This window comes from Streptomyces sp. NRRL B-24085, from assembly GCF_001282115.1.
Taxonomy (GTDB): domain Bacteria; phylum Actinomycetota; class Actinomycetes; order Streptomycetales; family Streptomycetaceae; genus Streptomyces.
This window is the reverse complement of record NZ_LJBR01000182.1, coordinates 1-15,835: the sequence shown is the minus strand read 5'-3', so window position 1 is coordinate 15,835 and position 15,835 is coordinate 1. Positions and strand designations below refer to the sequence as shown.

Here is a 15,835-nt window from a genome sequence, read left to right as displayed (position 1 = left end):
CACCCGCCTTCGGCGGGGTGTTCCGTGGGTGCCGCCCGCACCACCCGTCTCGCTCTCGTGGTCGGGTGCGGGCGGCCCCTGTGGGGGCGTCTCGCCGTCGGCGACCGCGGGTGCGTTCTCTCGGGGCGTCCCCGCGTCGGCGACCGCGGGTGCGTTCCCCTCCGGTGCCTGCCCGGCCAGCCGCTCCCTGAGGTCGCCCGCTCTGCGCCGCGCGTCCCGCACCGTCAGGGGCAGCGGGTCCCAGCCCGCCAGCCGGCCCAGGTCCACCACCGGCGGGTACACCGGGGACACGGCCATGATGTCGGCCGGGGTGCCGAGGACCGGTGTCTGTCCGGGGGCCGGCAGCAGGGCCACCTGGTCGGCGTACTGGACGACGCGTTCCAGGCGGTGTTCGGCCATCAGGACCGTGGTGCCGAGGTCGTGGACCAGGCGCTGGAGGACGGCCAGCACCTCCTCCGCCGCCGCGGGGTCCAGCGCCGAGGTCGGTTCGTCCAGGACCAGCACCCGGGGGTGCGGGGTGAGGACCGAGCCGATCGCCACGCGCTGCTGCTGGCCGCCGGAGAGGGTGACGAGGGGCCGGTCCCGCAGCGGAGCCAGGCCCAGCAGGTCCAGGGTCTCCTCCACCCGGCGTCGCATCACCGCCGGCGGCAGGCCCAACGACTCCATGCCGTAGGCGAGTTCGTCCTCCACGGTGTCCGTCACGAAGTGGGACAGCGGGTCCTGCCCCACCGTGCCGACCACGTCGGCCAGTTCGCGCGGCTTGTGGGTGCGGGTGTCGCGGCCGGCCACCATGACCCGGCCGCGCAGGGTGCCGCCGGTGAAGTGCGGGACGAGCCCGCTGACCGCGCCGAGGATCGTGGACTTGCCGACCCCCGACGGGCCGACCAGCAGCACGAGTTCACCCTCGGGCACCTCCAGGTCGACGCCACGGACGGTGGGTTCGGACGCCCCGTCGTACGTCACGGAGACGTTCTCGAAGCGGATCACGGCGACGGCTCCTTGGGGGCGGGGGCGAGGAAGGCCGGCAGCAGGCCCAGGAGGACCGCCGCGGCCGGCCGCAGCGGAAGGGCGGGGGCGATGAGCGGCACCACACCGGGGTGCAGGGCGCCCGGGTCGGCGGCGCTCGCGAGGAACATCACGGCCGCGACGGCCGCGCCGGAACCGGCGACCAGCAGGGACCGGGCGGTCCAGCGGTCCGGCCGGTAACGGGTGCGCGGGGTGCGGCGGCCGCCCAGACGCAGACCCGCGAGCGCGGCGGCGAGACCGGCGAGGAGCACGGGGACGCCGTACGTGCCGCCCTCGGCGGTGAGCAGTCCGTAGGTTCCCGCGCACACCCCGAGCAGACCGCCGAGGGTGAGCGCGGTGGTCGTACGGCGGACCGCGGGCGGGACCTCGGCTGTGCGGCCGTAGCCGCGGGCGTCCATCGCCGCGGCGATGGCGACCGAGCGCTCCAACGCGCCCTCCAGGACCGGGAGTCCGACCTGGAGGAGACCGCGCAGGCCGGTGTCCGGGCGGCCGCGGAGTCGGCGGGCGGCCCGCAGGCGCTGGACGTCGGCGACGAGGTGCGGGGCGAAGGTCAGGGCCACGACCACGGCCACGCCGAGTTCGTAGAGGGCGCCGGGGAGGGACTTGAGGAGCCGGTGCGGGTTGGCGAGGGCGTTGGCCGCGCCCACGCAGACCAGGAGGGTGGCCAGTTTGAGGCCGTCGTAGAGGGCGAAGACCAGGGACTCCGCGGTGACCCGGCCGCCCAGGCGGATGCCCTGGGCCCAGTCGGGCAGGGGGAGTTCGGGCAGGGTGACGAGCACATGCGTGCCCGGGACCGGGGAGCCGAGCACGATCGTGAAGAGGAGCCGGACGAGGAGGACGGCGAGGGCGAGCTTCAGGAACGCGGCGTACGAGTGGGACCAGGGGGTCGCGCGGCGGCAGGTCGCCACCACGTAGGCGGAGACGACGACGAGGAGGGCGAGCAGGAGCGGGTTGGTGGTGCGGGTGGCCGCGATCCCGAGGGAGAGGGACCAGAGCCACCAGGCGCCGGGGTGCAGGGGCGCGGACGGGACGGGTGAACTACGGGGCATTCCTGCGCCGCCTCGTCTGCCACACCGCCGCCGCTCCCAGGACCGCGACGGCTCCCACCCCGGCGAACAGGCCCACGGACGGGCCGGGGTCCGACGCGCTCTTCCTCGCACCGGTCCCCTTCTTCTTCGCCACCGGCTCCCCGCACCCCGTCCTCGGATACCCCGAGACCGCGCACAACAGGGCGTTCGCGTTGTAGCGGAGGGGTTCGGCGACCGATGCCAGGGCCTCTGCCGTGGTCGCGTCCCGGGGCACCGACGCGCACGCGGTGCGGCCCGCCGGGGGCGTCTCGCCGGACGGGGCGTCCGCGGCCGTGCCGAAGTCGAGGACCAGGGCCACGCGCTTACGGCCGTCCCGCGCGGGCGTGTGCGCGCAGATCGCCGTGAACGACGCCGTCCCGCGGGGCTTGTCGGCGTCCGCCGAGTCCTCGCTCACGGCGAAGCGGAAGCCCTGGACGTCTCCGTCGGAGGGGACCGCGGTCGAGGGGCCCTGGGTGGCGTAGGCCCAGGCCGTCCCGGTGCGGTCCCAGAAGGACCAGTAGCGGTAGCCGGTGGCGTGGGCCGGACTCACGCCGGCCAGGAGGAGGCCGGTCAGCAGGGAGAGGAGGACCGTCCGGCGGGTCACGGCTGCTTCCTCTTGTTGCGGCTGCTGAGCAGGAAGCCGATGCCCGCGCCGGCGGCGAGACCCGCGCCGACCGTCCACCACACGGAGGGGCCGGAGTCGTCCTCGTCCTGGGACGCGGATTCCGGCGCCGGTCCCGTCGCGGCCAGCTGCTTCACCAGGTCGGTGCCGCCGAAGTCGCTCGGGTCGGCGCCGGCCGCCTCGGCGGCGAGGATCAGCTGGGCGTAGGCCGCCGGGCCGTTCTGCCGGGCCCACTTCGCGGAGTACCGCTCCAGCCATGCCAGGGGCCCCCGTGCGGCCTCGGGACCGCCCTGCACGGCGAGTGCGACGACCGCGTCCGCCGTGTTGCCGTAGTCGGGCTGGTCCCCGGCACCGGGGAGGGCGGACTTCAGGTGGCCGTCCTTCGCAACCTGCTCGGCGAGGAAGGAGGCTCCGTTGGCCGCGGCCCTCGCGGGGGTGAGGTCCGGTGCGTCGGCGCAGGTGCTCTCGCCCGGGGTGCCGGCCTTCGCCGTCAGCGGTCCGGTTCCGTGCGCGGCGACGACAGCCGCAGCCGTGGCGTCCGCGTTGGCACGGAGCTTGCCCTTCTTGTCCGGCTGGTAGGCGAACGCGCCTCCGTCGGCACACGGCAGAGACAGCTTCAGCAGGGCGTCGTAGGGCGACTTCGCGCCCGCGCGGACCTTCGGGACGGGGACGTCCTGGGTGGCGAGCGCGCCGATGACCACGGACGTCGAGTTGGCGTCGCTGGCCCCGCCGGGGGCGAAGCCCCAGCCGCCGTCCTTGTTCTGGACGGACTTCAGCCAGTTCACCGCCTTCGTGACCGCGGCGCCGTGCCCGCCGACCGCGGACAGGGCCTGGGCGGCCGCGGCCGTGCTGTTGGTGTCGACCATCATCTTGGCGTCGCAGGACTTGGCCGGGTTCGCCCGGAACGCCGGGAACGCCCCGCTCGCGCACTGCTGCCCGGCCAGCCAGTCGACGGCCGCGGCCGCGGGCTCCACGTGCGTTCGGTGCAGGGCGATGAGCGCGAACGACTGCCGCCAGACCCCGTCGTAGGTGGGGTCGCCGCTGCCGTACAGCCCGGCGGGCAGGGACGGCGAGGGGGACGGTGAGGCGGCGACGGCGGGTGCGGCCGTGCCGATCACGACGGTGGCGGCCAGGACGGCGGCGCTGCGGCGGACGTTCATGATCGGCGGATGCCCTTCTCCCTGCGGAGAGCCGGGCAGCACGGGAGGACCCCCCGGGCGGCTCGGCTCCGTGTACCTCGACGGTGCCCGCACCGGCCGGTCGCCGATGCGCGTGAGCCGGTCACGAACCGTGCGGGGCGGTCCGGCTCACCGCCCTGGGGGCGGTTCGCGGGTGGGGGCACCTCCCAGGCCTTTCCGGCACTGGGGGAGGGTCAGCGCCGGAATTGCACCGGCTTTTCCCCGTACGGGTGTGATGACGACCCGGCCACTTTACTCGCCCGTAGGGAAGCGCCCGGAAGCCGCCTCTGCGTGCGGCAGGGGGCCCGGCCGGCGTGCCTCAGACCGCCACGTACGTCACCGGATCGCTCCCCGGCACCGCCTCCGCCCGCCCCAGCTTCACCAGCCGCCGCAGATGCGCCTCGGCCTCCGAGACCGCGATGTTCCTCGACCCGTACGGGATCTGCTCCCAGGGCCGGTTCCACTCCATGCGCTCGGCGAGCTGCCAGGGGGTGAGGGGGTCGGCGAGCAGGGAGCGCAGGTCGGTGAGGCGTTCCTCGTGGTGGGCGAGCAGTTCCCGGACCCGGGCGCTCGCGTCGGTGAAGACGTGCTGGTGGGCGGGGAGGACCTCGGCGGGGGCGAGGCGGCCGATCCGCTCCAGGGAGTCGAGGTAGTCGCCGAGGGGGTCGGTCACGGTGGCGTCGTCGGGGTCCTCGTACAGGCCGATGTGCGGGGTGATCTCGGGCAGCAGGTGGTCGCCGGAGAACAGGCGTCCGTGGCCGCGGAGCCGGGCCGGGTGCTCCTCCTCCAGGTGCAGGCACACATGGCCCGGGGTGTGTCCGGGCGTCCAGATCGCCCGGAGTCTGCGGCCGGGCAGGTCGAGCAGTTCACCGGGGACGATCTCGCGGTCGGGCAACGCGGGGGAGAAGCCGGGCAGTTCGCGACGGCGGGCGGTGCGCAGGGGGGCCACGTGTTCCTCGGGGGCGCCCGCGGCCACCAGCTTGGCCGTCATGTAGGTGAACCAGCGCTCGGCCCGGGTCTCCCGGGTGCGCCGCACGATCGCGGAGTCCGCCGCGTGCATCGCGATCCAGGCGCCGGAGACCTCGCGCACCTGCCCGGAGAGGCCGTGGTGGTCGGGGTGGTGGTGGGTGATGACGACACCGTGGATCTCGCCGACGCCGGTCCCGCACGCGGTCAGCCCTTCGGCGAGGGTGTCCCAGGAGGCCGGGTCGTCCCAGCCGGTGTCCACCAGCACCGGACCCCGGTCGGTGTCGACGACGTAGACGAGCGTGTGGCCGAGGGGGTTGTCGGGGATGGGCACCCGCACGGACCGTACGCCGCCGCCATGGTCGTGCACCTGCGCCATGAGTTCCCCAATCACCGCGTTCCGGCCACTATAACTAGAACGGGTTTCGACGGTAGCCCGAGGTCACCAATGCATGCGGCGCACGGCCCGTGGACTCCTCGGAGGGGAACTGGTATCAGTTCCGTATCTGATGGTTCGTCAGCAAGCCGCCCCTGGGAGGCGTTCGCCATGACCGAGCTCGTGGAACACGGACAGCTGTTCATCGGCGGGGAGTTGACCGACCCCCTGGGCGAGGACGTCATCGAGGTGATCTCCCCGCACACCCAGGAGGTCATCGGCCGGGTGCCGCACGCGTCCCGGGCGGACGTGGACGCGGCCGTCGCCGCCGCCCGCACCGCCTTCGACGAGGGCCCCTGGCCGCGGATGACACTCGACGAGCGCATCCAGGTCGTCACCAGGATCAAGGACGCCATCGCGGTACGGCACGAGGAGATCGCCCGCGTGATCTCCTCCGAGAACGGCTCGCCGTACTCCTGGAGCGTGCTCGCGCAGGCCCTCGGCGCCATGATGGTCTGGGACTCGGCGATCACGGTCGCCCGGAACTTCACCTACGAGGAGCGGCGCGACGGAGTCCTCGGCCGCATCCTCGTGTGCCGCGAGCCGGTCGGGGTGGTGGCCGCCGTGGTGCCCTGGAACGTCCCGCAGTTCGTCGCCGCCGCCAAGCTCGCGCCCGCGCTGCTCACCGGCTGCACGGCGGTGCTCAAGCCGTCGCCCGAGTCGCCGCTGGACTCCTACCTCCTGGCCGAGATCACCCGGGAGGCCGGACTGCCGGAGGGCGTGCTGTCCATCCTCCCCGCCGACCGCGAGGTGAGCGAGTACCTGGTCGGGCACCCCGGGATCGACAAGGTCTCCTTCACCGGTTCGGTGGGCGCGGGCAAGCGCGTGATGGAGGTCGCCGCCCGCAACCTCACCCGTGTGACACTGGAGTTGGGCGGGAAGTCGGCCGCGGTCGTCCTGCCGGACGCGGACGTGGAGGCGGCCGTCGCCGGGATCGTCCCGTCCGCCTGGATGAACAACGGACAGGCCTGTGTGGCCCAGACCCGCATCCTGCTGCCCCGCTCCCGCTACGACGAGTTCGCCGAAGCCCTTGCCGCGGCGGCGAGTTCCCTGGTCGTCGGCGACCCGCTCGACCCCGCGACCCAGGTCGGCCCGCTGGTCGCCGAACGCCAGCAGCGCCGCAACCTCGACTACATCAGGATCGGCCAGGAGGAGGGCGCCAAGATCCTCACCGGCGGCGGCCGTCCGGCCGGCCTGGACCGCGGCTGGTACGTCGAGCCGACACTCTTCGGGGACGTCGACAACTCGATGCGCATCGCCCGGGAGGAGATCTTCGGCCCGGTGATCTGCCTGCTGCCCTACGGCGACGAGTCCGAGGCCGTGAAGATCGCCAACGACTCGGACTACGGCCTCTCCGGCAGCGTGTGGACGGCCGACGTCGAGCGCGGCATCGAGGTCGCGCGGCAGGTCCGTACCGGCACCTACTCCGTCAACACCTTCAGCCTCGACATGCTCGGCCCCTTCGGCGGCTACAAGAACAGCGGCCTGGGGCGGGAGTTCGGGCCGGAGGGGTACGGCGAGTACCTGGAGCACAAGATGATCCACCTGCCGGCGGGCTGGGAGGGATGACGGACGATGGGGGACCGCTGGCACGTCGAGGTCGACCGCTCCCTGTGCATAGGCTCGGCGCAGTGCGTGCACACCGCACCCGACGGCTTCCGCCTGGACACCGCCCGCCAGTCCCACCCGGCCGACCCGGACACCGACGCCAACGAGAGGATCCTGGCGGCGGCGGAGAACTGCCCGGTCGAGGCCATCACGATCACCCTGCTGGGAAGCGGTGAGCCGGTGTTCCCGCCGGAGGAGTAGCGGGCCGGGGGAGGAGGCGGTCGGAGCCCCGGTCGACCGGGGTTCCGGCCGGGCCCCCGGGTCCGTTCAGGACCCGGGTTCCGTCAGGTCGATCAGGCGGCACACCGTCTCGATGTCGATCTTCACCTGGGCGATGGAGGCCCGCCCCGAGAGCCAGGTGATCAGGGCCGAGTGCCAGGTGTGCTCGATGACGCGGACCGCGGAGAGCTGCTCGGGCGTCGGGTCGGCGAGGCCCATGGCGTCCAGGATGATCAGCGTGGTCTGGTGGGAGACCTGGTCGACCTCCGGGCTCACACTGCGGTCCGCGAAGGTCAGCGCGCGGACCATCGCGTCGGCCAGGTGGGGCTCGCGCTGGAGCGCCCGGAAGGCCCGCATCAGGGTCTCCGCGACCCGCTCGGCCGCCGTCTCGCCCTGCGGCGGCTTCTTGCGGAGCGTGCCGTGCATGTGCTCCAACTGGTCCTGCATGGTGGCCACCAGCAGGTGGATCTTGGAGGGGAAGTAGCGGTAGAGGGTGCCGAGCGCCACCTGCGAGGACTCCGCGACCTCCCGCATCTGCACCGCGTCGAACCCGCCCCGGCTCGCGAGCTGCGCACTCGCGTGCAGGATGCGCCGGCGCCGCGCCTCCTGCCGCTCGGTCAGCGGTGGCGCGTCGGATCGTGCGGTACTGGCTTCCACTCCGGCCGGCTTGGCCACCTTGTCCACCTTGGCTTCCGTGACAGTCCGTGAGGGCTCGCGATCACACAGCATGGCAGGGCGCCGGGCCACGGCGTGCTCTCGGCGTTCGTGGCGTGAATCACCTGATCCACCGCTCACAGGACCCCTACCTGCCGGTAGATTCGGAGCCTCCTGAACGATCAAGTCTGAAACTTGTTCTAGATTACCGTCTCGTCGTAATCTCGCGGGACAGTGCAGGCAGAAGGGGGCCCAGAGTGACCGCTGAGGCCAGTCAGGCCGGGCCCTCCGAGGACCCGGCCGCAGACGGCGAGCGACCGCTCCGTATCGCGCTCCTCACGTACAAAGGGAACCCGTTCTGTGGCGGCCAGGGCGTCTACGTACGCCACCTCTCGCGTGAACTGGCCCGTCTCGGCCACCGCGTCGAGGTCATCGGCTCCCAGCCGTACCCGGTCCTCGACCCGGGCTACGACGGTCTGAGCCTGACCGAGCTGCCGAGCCTGGACCTCTACCGTTCCCCGGACCCCTTCCGCACCCCGAAACGCGACGAGTTCCGGGACTGGATCGACGCGCTGGAAGTCGCCACGATGTGGACCGGCGGCTTCCCCGAGCCGCTCACCTTCTCCCTGCGGGCCCGACGCCATCTCCGGGCCCGCAGCGGCGAGTTCGACGTGGTCCACGACAACCAGACGCTCGGCTACGGCCTGTTGGGCGACGTCGGCGCGCCGCTGGTGACGACCATCCACCACCCCATCACCGTGGACCGGCAGTTGGAGCTGGACGCGGCCGAGGGCTGGCAGCAGCGGCTGTCCAAGCGCCGCTGGTACGCGTTCACCCGCATGCAGAAGAGGGTGGCCCGCCGCCTCCCGTCGGTCCTCACCGTCTCCGGCACCTCCCGCCAGGAGATCGTCGACCACCTGGGCGTGCGCGACGACCGCATCCACGTCGTCCACATCGGCGCCGACACGGACCAGTTCTCGCCGGATCCCTCGGTCCCCGTCGTCCCCGGCCGGATCGTCACGACCTCCAGCGCGGACGTCCCCCTCAAGGGCCTGGTCTTCCTCGTCGAGGCGCTCGCGAAGGTGCGCACGGAACACCCCGGGGCCCATGTCGTCGTCGTGGGCAAGCGGCCCACGGAGGGCCCGGTCGCCGGCGCGATCGAGCGCTACGGACTCGAAGGCGCCGTCGACTTCGTCAAGGGCATCTCGGACGCCGAACTGGTCGACCTGGTCCGCTCGGCGGAGGTCGCCTGCGTGCCCTCGCTCTACGAGGGCTTCTCCCTGCCGGCCGCCGAGGCCATGGCGACCGGCACCCCGCTGGTCGCCACGACGGGCGGCGCGATCCCCGAGGTCGCCGGCCGCGACGGCGAGACCTGCCTCGCGGTACCCCCGGGAGACTCCGGCGCCCTCGCCGTGGCGCTCGGCCGTCTCCTGGGCGACCCGGACCTGCGGGCCCGCCTCGGGGCGGCAGGACGCGAACGCGTGCTCGCCCGCTTCACCTGGGCCCGCGCCGCCGAGGGCACGGTGGCCAGATACCGCGAGGCGATGGCCACCGCCGGGCCGGACACCACGTCCCGCTCGACAACGGCCCCACGCCGCCCAGGGCTTGTGGGCCACACAGGTCCGACGCCCCCGGCCCGCACGGGTGCTCCGGGCCACGACGGTGCGACCACCCAGGCCCGCCCGGCGGCAGATGCGGCCGACTCGGCGGCTGCCGACCACGGCCCTTCGGTCCTACCGGGCCACGCGCGCTCCGCGGCTCCGGCCCGCCAGGCGGTGGAGTCGGCCGACTCGGCGGCTGCCGACCACGGCCCTTCGGTCCTACCGGGTAACGCGCGCTCCGCGGCTCCGGCCCGCCAGGCGGCGGAGCCGGCCGACTCGGCGGCTACGGACCACGGCCACTCCTCGGCCCCGGACCACGGCCGCCCGGTCGTCGCGGATCGCGGGCGGGCCGCGGGACCCGTGGTGGGGGAGGGCGGTGCCGCAGGCCCCGTCGCCGGACCCGCCGACTCGAACAGCGCCGTGTCCGCCGCCTCCTCCAAGACCGCTGCCCCCGCAGCCTCCACCACTGACACCGGTGTCTATCCCGAAAGCAGGGCCACGTGCTGACCGTCGACTTCTCCCGGTTCCCGCTCGCCCCGGGCGACCGCGTCCTGGACCTCGGCTGCGGGGCCGGCCGGCACGCCTTCGAGTGCTACCGGCGCGGCGCGCAGGTCGTGGCCCTGGACCAGAACGCGGACGAGATCCGCGAGGTCGCCAAGTGGTTCGCGGCGATGAAGGAGGCCGGGGAGGTCCCCGAGGGCGCCACCGCGACGGCCATGGAGGGCGACGCCCTGGCCCTGCCCTTCCCCGACGAGTCCTTCGACGTCGTGATCATCTCCGAGGTGATGGAGCACATCCCCGACGACAAGGGCGTCCTCGCCGAGATGGTCCGGGTGCTCAAGCCCGGCGGCCGGATCGCGATCACCGTCCCGCGCTACGGCCCCGAGAAGGTCTGCTGGGCCCTGTCCGACGCCTACCACGAGGTCGAGGGCGGCCACATCCGCATCTACAAGGCGGACGAACTCCTCGCGAAGATACGGGAAGCCGGGCTCAAGCCCTACGGCACGCACCACGCCCACGCACTGCACTCCCCGTACTGGTGGCTGAAGTGCGCCTTCGGCGTCGACAACGACAAGGCGCTGCCGGTGAAGGCGTACCACAAGCTCCTGGTCTGGGACATCATGAAGAAACCGCTGGCGACGAGGGTCGCCGAGCAGGCCCTGAACCCCCTGATCGGCAAGAGCTTCGTGGCGTACGCGACCAAGCCGCACCTGCCCGCCGTGTCCTCCGTGGACGCGCGGTGACGACTCCGCGTACCGAACACCTGGTCCTGCCGGGGGTGCTGACCGCCGAGCAGGCCGCCGCGACCGTCGCCGGGATCCTGGCCGTGCAGCGGGAGGACGGGGCGATCCCGTGGTTCCGCGGCCACCACCTCGACCCCTGGGACCACACCGAGGCCGCCATGGCCCTGGACGCGGCGGGCGAGCACGAGGCGGCCGAGCGCGCCTACGAGTGGCTCGCACGCCACCAGAACGAGGACGGATCCTGGTACGCCGCGTACCAGGACGGGCACTTCGCCGAGGTCACCGACCGCGGGCGCGAGACCAACTTCGTCGCCTACATAGCCGTAGGGGTCTGGCACCACTACCTGTCCACCGGCGACGACACCTTCCTCGACCGGATGTGGCCGACGGTGTACGCCGCGATGGAGTTCGTGCTCGGGCTCCAGCAGCCCGGCGGGCAGATCGGGTGGAAGCGGGAGGACGACGGCAGGCCCGTCACCGACGGACTCCTCACCGGGTCCTCCTCCATCCACCACGCGCTGCGGTGCGCGCTGGCGATCGCCGAACAGCGTGAAGAGGCGCAGCCCGACTGGGAGTTGGCGGTCGGCGCGCTGCGGCACGCGATCCGCCGGCACCCCGAGCGCTTCCTCGACAAGGACCGCTACTCCATGGACTGGTACTACCCGGTCCTCGGCGGGGCGGTGACCGGTGCGGAGGCCAAGTCCCGTATCGAGGAGGGCTGGGAGCGGTTCGTCGTGCCCGGCCTCGGGGTGCGCTGTGTCGTCCCCAACCCGTGGGTGACGGGCGGGGAGTCGGCCGAACTCGCGCTGGCCCTGTGGGTCACGGGCGAGTCCGACCGGGCCCTGGAGATCCTCCAGTCGATCCAGCACCTGCGGGACCCGGACAGTGGACTGTACTGGACCGGCTACGTGTTCGATGACGGCGCGGTGTGGCCCCGCGAGCTCACCACGTGGACGGCGGGGTCGCTGCTGCTGGCCGTCGCGGCATTGGGCGGCCATGAGGCCACGTGCGCGGTGTTCAGCGGGGACCATCTGCCGGTCGGGCTGGACCCGGACTGCTGCGCCTGAGATCGCGCGGTTCGGTGGCGCCCCGAAGGGGCGCGGGGAACCGCGCGACCGGCCACGAGGGCGCCGCAGACGATCACGGCACCCCCAGCGGAGCGCTCAGTGACGATGAGCCCTGTTGGCGATGGCGTGGCCCACGAACAGGTAGACCACCGCTGCGAGGCCGTAGCCGGCCACGACTCGGGCCCAGGCCTCGTCGAACGTGAACAGGTCGTAGGACCAGCCGGCCAGCCAGCGTGCGGCATCGTGGATGAACTGCACGAAGTCGTTCGCACGGTTGGCGTCCAGCAGGTACATCAGGATCCACAGGCCCAGGATGAGGGCCATGATGTCGGCGACGACCGCTATGACCGTCCCGGCTGAGTTGGCACCACGGCGCGTATGAGTGGACATGGTGTTCGAATGGCCGCGAATTCTCGGGCGAAACCTGGTGTCACGCGTTGAGCTCCGCCAGCACCCGCAGCGACTCCCGGTCCGGAGCCAGCGCCAGCAGGTCCGTCACCGGCCCCTTGCGCCACGACTCCAGCTTCTCGGCGATGCGTTGACGCGGGCCGACCAGGGAGATCTCGTCGGCGAACGCATCCGGCACGGCCAGCACCGCCTCCTCACGACGGCCTTCGAGGAACAACCGCTGGATTGTGCGTGCCTGTTCCTCGTATCCCATACGGGCCATCAGATCGGCGTGGAAGTTGCGCGCCGCGTGGCCCATTCCGCCGATGTAGAAGCCGAGCATCGTCTTGACCGGCAGCAGCCCCTCGGCCACGTCGTCGCAGACCCGCACCTGGGCCATGGGTGCGACGAGGAAGCTCTTCGGCGCCTCGGCGAGCGAGGCCTCGTACACCTCGGGCCGGTCCGGCGACCAGTACAACGGCAGCCAGCCGTCGGCGATCCGGGTCGTCTGGGCGATGTTCTTCGGCCCCTCGGCGCCCAGCAGGAGCGGCAGATCTGCGCGCAGGGGATGGGTGATCGGCTTCAGCGCCTTGCCGAGCCCGGTGCCGTCCGGACCCCGGTAGGGGTGGGAGTGGAAACGGCCGTCCACCTCGACCGGCGCCGCCCGCCGCAGCACCTGCCGTACGACGTCGACGTACTCCCGGGTCGCGGTCAGCGGCGACTTGGGGAACGGCCGGCCGTACCAGCCCTCGACGACCTGCGGCCCGGACAGGCCGAGCCCCAGCATGACCCGGCCGCCGGAGAGATGGTCCAGGGTCAGGGCGTGCATGGCGGTCGTGGTGGGCGAACGGGCCGCCATCTGGGCAACCGCCGTACCCAGCTTGATCGTTGAGGTCTGTGCCGCGATCCAGGTGAGCGGGGTGAACGCGTCCGACCCCCACGACTCGGCCGTCCACACCGAGTCGTAGCCGAGCCGCTCCGCCTCCTGGGCCAGCGGCACATGGCCGGGGGAGGGGCCGCGGCCCCAGTAACCGAGCGCAAGGCCGAGTCGCACAACGCCTCCTGACGACACGTCAGATCAGGGCCGCTCGTGAATGTACGGCAACGGCCCCCCGCCCGGAAGGGCGAGGGGCCGTCCTACGACCTCGAAGGGCTCAGCCGCGCTGGATGCCGCTCGTGTCCTGGAGCACACCACGACGGCCGTCCTGCGTCTGGGCGACCAGACCCGGACCCCGCTGCTCGACCGCCAGGTACCAGGTGCCCGGGGCGAGTTCGGCGATCGGCGTCGGCGAACCGTCCTCCGCGAACAGCGGGCGCGGCACCGGCACGGCGAACCAGAACGGCGAGAACTCCGCCGCCGGCGGCTGCGGGGCCGACGGCTGCTGCTGCGGCTGCGCCCCGAAGGGCTGCCCCGGCTGCGGCTGACCGCCGTAGGGCTGCCCCTGCTGGCCCGGCTGCTGGGCGCCCGGGTAACCGTAACCACCGGGCGGCTGGGCGCCGTAGGGCTGCGGCTGGGGCGGCTTGGGGGCCGGGACGAGACCGGCCTGCAGGGCGGGGACGAGGGGCGTGGCGACGGCGGCCGCGGCCATGACCAAGGTGGCGACGAGAGCGAGGATCAGGCCGATGCCGGCGCTGACGGTGTCCGAACTGGAGCCGTAGTCCGCGGCGCTCAGCGGATCGAAGACGTTGCCGAGGGCGCTCCACGCGGCGAAGATCGTGAAGGCGATGCCGACCTGGCCGAGGTCGAGGCCCGCCGGCTTGGGCAGTTGCATGCCGCGCGACACGACGACGAGGGCGGCGCCGATGATGCCCGCGAGCACAACCCCCATCACGACCGGACCGCTCGCCCAGGCGCTGGGGAGGTCGGCGTCGTCGGGGGCTCCGTCGACCGAGTACAGATCGAGGAACGACGCGATGAACAGCAACACCGCTGCACCGATCACCACGCCGTCGCCTCGAGTGAGGGAGCGGATATTCACTTCAAGTCCTTCGTAGGTCGTCTCGTCGTCGGTAGACCCTATCGTCCGGGCGGCCGGAGCGTACGACGGGATCCACGCGCCGACCGTCACCCGCGCAGGAAACTCACGATTCCCTCAGAGATTCCTTGCGCGGCCTTCTGGCGCCAGGCCCCGCTGGTGAGCAGGGCCGCGTCCTCGCTGTCGCGCATGTTGCCGCATTCGATGAACACCTTGGGAACCTTTGACAGGTTGAGGCCGCCCAGGTCGGTGCGGGTGTCCAGGCCGGTGCCGTCGCCGATGTAGTTGGAGGGGGCGGTGCCCGTCACGCGGCCGAAGTCGTGCGCGACCAGCTCGCCGAGTTCGGCGGAGGGCGCGACGATCCGGCGGGTGTCGGCGATGCCCTGGTGGACGCGGCCCGGGAGGATCACGTGGTAGCCGCGCTGCCCCGCGCCGGCGCCGTCCGCGTGGATCGACACCACCGCGTCGGCCTTCGCGCTGTTGCCGATCCTGGCGCGCTCGTCCACGCAGGGGCCGTAGGGCCGGTCGCCGTCCTGCGTCAGCTTCACCGTCGCGCCCTTCCCCTCCAGCAGGGTGCGCAGCCGGTGGGCGACGTCGAGGGTGAACTCCGCCTCCGCGTAACCGGAGTCGGTGGACGTCCCCGTGGTGTCGCACTCCTTGCGGTTGGTGCCGATGTCGACCTTGCGGTTGATCTCGGCCGTGTGCCGGAAGTTGGTGACGTTGTGCCCCGGGTCGATGACGACGACCTTGCCCTGGAGCGAGGAGAGGGGCTTCTTGTCCTCGGCGGTGGTGGAGGAGGCGGCCGGCGGTGCGCTCGCCCGCGGACTCGCCGCGGCGGGCGTCCCGTTGCCGTCGGCCGCCCCGCCCACTCCCTCGTACACCAGCCACCCGAGCAGCGCGCCCGGCACGAGCACGGCGAGGGCGACCGTCAAAGGGCGACGGGGACGGCGGGGCCGGGGGGAACCGAATTCAGGGCCTGCGTACGACACGTCTGCGACTCTAACCCCGCTCCGGGGTCACCGCCCGCGTCCGCCGCAGCACCCGCAGCGAGTCGGTCGCGGAGATCTCGGTGAAGGCGCCGGAGGCGAGGGCCCGCAGGTAGATCCGGTAGGGCGCCTGGCCGGTGAACTCGTCCTCCGGCTCGGGGAACACGTCGTGGATGACGAGCAGCCCGCCCTCGGCCACATGGGGGGCCCAGCCCTCGTAGTCGGCGTTCGCGTGCTCGTCGGTGTGACCGCCGTCGACGAAGACCAGGCCGAGCGGGGAGCCCCAGACCTTCGCGATCTGCGGCGACCGCCCGACCAGGGCGACCACGTGCTCCTCCAGCCCGGCCCGGTACAGCGTCCTGCGGAAGGTCGGCAGCGTGTCCATCACCCCGAGCTCGGGGTCCACGGTCTGCGGGTCGTGGTACTCCCACCCCGGCTGCTGCTCCTCGCTGCCCCGGTGGTGGTCGACGGTCAGCGCGACCACGCCGGCCTCGCGGGCCGCGTCCCCGAGCAGGATCGCGGACCGGCCGCAGTACGTACCGACCTCCAGCAACGGCAGCCCGAGCCGCCCGGCCTCCAGCGCGGCCCCGTAGAGCGCCAGCCCCTCCCCCAGGGGCATGAACCCCTTGGCAGCCTCGAAGGCAGCGAGAATCTCGGGCTTGGGGGCCACGGCCATGGGGGTGTTCCTTCCAGTCGTCCGGCACGGGAAGCCTAAGGGGACGGTCGAGGCGGGGTGACGGGCGGCTCGGTCCTGTGAAGGTGGGGGGGACGGCCGGGGCGGAGGCTGAGGAGGGCGGT

At 72.8% G+C, this 15,835-nt stretch carries 16 protein-coding genes; 5 read left to right on the top strand and 11 right to left on the bottom strand.

Annotation, left to right across the window (positions count from 1 at the left end):
* The 5 genes from AOJ26_RS20865 to AOJ26_RS20845 all read right to left on the bottom strand — a co-directional run.
* Nucleotides 1-987 (bottom strand): ABC transporter ATP-binding protein (locus tag AOJ26_RS20865; RefSeq protein WP_234358626.1); only part of this gene is annotated, 987 nt, incomplete at its 3' end.
* Nucleotides 984-2,075, bottom strand: coding sequence for a CbiQ family ECF transporter T component (locus AOJ26_RS20860; RefSeq protein ID WP_053849850.1), 1,092 nt, complete (start codon nucleotides 2,073-2,075; stop codon nucleotides 984-986). The genes AOJ26_RS20860 and AOJ26_RS20865, both read right to left, overlap by 4 nt.
* Nucleotides 2,065-2,697: an SCO2322 family protein gene (locus tag AOJ26_RS20855; protein WP_053849849.1), complete on the bottom strand. Its 633-nt coding sequence runs from the start codon at nucleotides 2,695-2,697 to the stop codon at nucleotides 2,065-2,067. Before AOJ26_RS20855 ends, AOJ26_RS20860 begins: the two co-directional genes overlap by 11 nt.
* Nucleotides 2,694-3,875 (bottom strand): prenyltransferase/squalene oxidase repeat-containing protein, encoded by a 1,182-nt coding sequence (locus tag AOJ26_RS20850; RefSeq protein ID WP_053849848.1) that lies wholly within the window; start codon nucleotides 3,873-3,875, stop codon nucleotides 2,694-2,696. Before AOJ26_RS20850 ends, AOJ26_RS20855 begins: the two co-directional genes overlap by 4 nt.
* Before the next feature lie 337 nt (nucleotides 3,876-4,212).
* Nucleotides 4,213-5,238, bottom strand: a complete 1,026-nt coding sequence (locus AOJ26_RS20845) for an MBL fold metallo-hydrolase (protein WP_053849847.1) — start codon at nucleotides 5,236-5,238, stop codon at nucleotides 4,213-4,215.
* Nucleotides 5,239-5,406: 168 nt separating this feature from the next.
* On the opposite strand from AOJ26_RS20845, the gene AOJ26_RS20840 reads away from it, so the two are divergent.
* Nucleotides 5,407-6,864, top strand: a complete 1,458-nt coding sequence (locus tag AOJ26_RS20840; protein WP_053849846.1) for an aldehyde dehydrogenase — start codon at nucleotides 5,407-5,409, stop codon at nucleotides 6,862-6,864.
* Between the two features lie 6 nt (nucleotides 6,865-6,870).
* Nucleotides 6,871-7,104, top strand: a complete 234-nt coding sequence (locus AOJ26_RS20835) for a ferredoxin (RefSeq protein ID WP_053849845.1) — start codon at nucleotides 6,871-6,873, stop codon at nucleotides 7,102-7,104.
* Between the two features lie 66 nt (nucleotides 7,105-7,170).
* On the opposite strand, the gene AOJ26_RS20830 is transcribed toward AOJ26_RS20835, so the two are convergent.
* Nucleotides 7,171-7,851, bottom strand: a complete 681-nt coding sequence (locus AOJ26_RS20830) for a TetR family transcriptional regulator (RefSeq protein WP_053849844.1) — start codon at nucleotides 7,849-7,851, stop codon at nucleotides 7,171-7,173.
* 182 nt (nucleotides 7,852-8,033) lie between these two features.
* Here AOJ26_RS20830 and AOJ26_RS20825 point away from each other — a divergent pair, with 182 nt between their 5' ends.
* Genes AOJ26_RS20825 through AOJ26_RS20815 form a run of 3 tightly spaced genes read left to right on the top strand, consistent with a single transcriptional unit; the run spans nucleotide 8,034 to nucleotide 11,688 of the window.
* Nucleotides 8,034-9,884 (top strand): glycosyltransferase, encoded by a 1,851-nt coding sequence (locus AOJ26_RS20825; RefSeq protein ID WP_053849843.1) that lies wholly within the window; start codon nucleotides 8,034-8,036, stop codon nucleotides 9,882-9,884.
* Entirely contained in the window at nucleotides 9,878-10,621 is a 744-nt protein-coding gene (locus AOJ26_RS20820) for a class I SAM-dependent methyltransferase (RefSeq protein ID WP_053849842.1), read from the top strand. The genes AOJ26_RS20825 and AOJ26_RS20820 overlap by 7 nt, the downstream gene beginning before the upstream one ends.
* A complete protein-coding gene (locus tag AOJ26_RS20815) occupies nucleotides 10,618-11,688 on the top strand; it encodes a prenyltransferase/squalene oxidase repeat-containing protein (protein ID WP_053849841.1) in 1,071 nt (356 codons plus the stop codon). Before AOJ26_RS20820 ends, AOJ26_RS20815 begins: the two co-directional genes overlap by 4 nt.
* 96 nt (nucleotides 11,689-11,784) lie before the next feature.
* On the opposite strand, the gene AOJ26_RS20810 is transcribed toward AOJ26_RS20815, so the two are convergent.
* From AOJ26_RS20810 to AOJ26_RS20790, 5 genes are all read right to left on the bottom strand, one after another.
* The gene (locus AOJ26_RS20810; protein WP_028807437.1) at nucleotides 11,785-12,078 is read right to left on the bottom strand and encodes a hypothetical protein; all 294 of its coding nucleotides are present in this window, start codon (nucleotides 12,076-12,078) and stop codon (nucleotides 11,785-11,787) included.
* Between the two features lie 40 nt (nucleotides 12,079-12,118).
* Nucleotides 12,119-13,129: an LLM class F420-dependent oxidoreductase gene (locus AOJ26_RS20805; RefSeq protein ID WP_053849840.1), complete on the bottom strand. Its 1,011-nt coding sequence runs from the start codon at nucleotides 13,127-13,129 to the stop codon at nucleotides 12,119-12,121.
* A gap of 100 nt (nucleotides 13,130-13,229) precedes the next feature.
* Entirely contained in the window at nucleotides 13,230-14,054 is an 825-nt protein-coding gene (locus AOJ26_RS20800) for a DUF5336 domain-containing protein (RefSeq protein ID WP_053849839.1), read from the bottom strand.
* Between the two features lie 86 nt (nucleotides 14,055-14,140).
* A complete protein-coding gene (locus tag AOJ26_RS20795; RefSeq protein WP_053849838.1) occupies nucleotides 14,141-15,040 on the bottom strand; it encodes an N-acetylmuramoyl-L-alanine amidase in 900 nt (299 codons plus the stop codon).
* A gap of 10 nt (nucleotides 15,041-15,050) precedes the next feature.
* Complete coding sequence (locus AOJ26_RS20790; protein ID WP_053849837.1) at nucleotides 15,051-15,713, bottom strand: class I SAM-dependent methyltransferase; 663 nt, start codon at nucleotides 15,711-15,713, stop codon at nucleotides 15,051-15,053.
* Nucleotides 15,714-15,835 lie beyond the last annotated feature (122 nt).

Excerpts from the sequence above, each read along its gene's own strand:
- AOJ26_RS20810 (WP_028807437.1), bottom strand. The coding sequence starts at position 12,078 with ATGTCCACTCATACGCGCCGTGGTGCCAACTCAGCCGGGACGGTCATA.
- AOJ26_RS20830 (WP_053849844.1), bottom strand. The coding sequence starts at position 7,851 with ATGCTGTGTGATCGCGAGCCCTCACGGACTGTCACGGAAGCCAAGGTG.
- AOJ26_RS20790 (WP_053849837.1), bottom strand. The coding sequence starts at position 15,713 with ATGGCCGTGGCCCCCAAGCCCGAGATTCTCGCTGCCTTCGAGGCTGCC.
- AOJ26_RS20845 (WP_053849847.1), bottom strand. The coding sequence starts at position 5,238 with ATGGCGCAGGTGCACGACCATGGCGGCGGCGTACGGTCCGTGCGGGTG.
- AOJ26_RS20860 (WP_053849850.1), bottom strand. The coding sequence starts at position 2,075 with ATGCCCCGTAGTTCACCCGTCCCGTCCGCGCCCCTGCACCCCGGCGCC.
- AOJ26_RS20840 (WP_053849846.1), top strand. The coding sequence starts at position 5,407 with ATGACCGAGCTCGTGGAACACGGACAGCTGTTCATCGGCGGGGAGTTG.
- AOJ26_RS20850 (WP_053849848.1), bottom strand. The coding sequence starts at position 3,875 with ATGAACGTCCGCCGCAGCGCCGCCGTCCTGGCCGCCACCGTCGTGATC.
- AOJ26_RS20835 (WP_053849845.1), top strand. The coding sequence starts at position 6,871 with ATGGGGGACCGCTGGCACGTCGAGGTCGACCGCTCCCTGTGCATAGGC.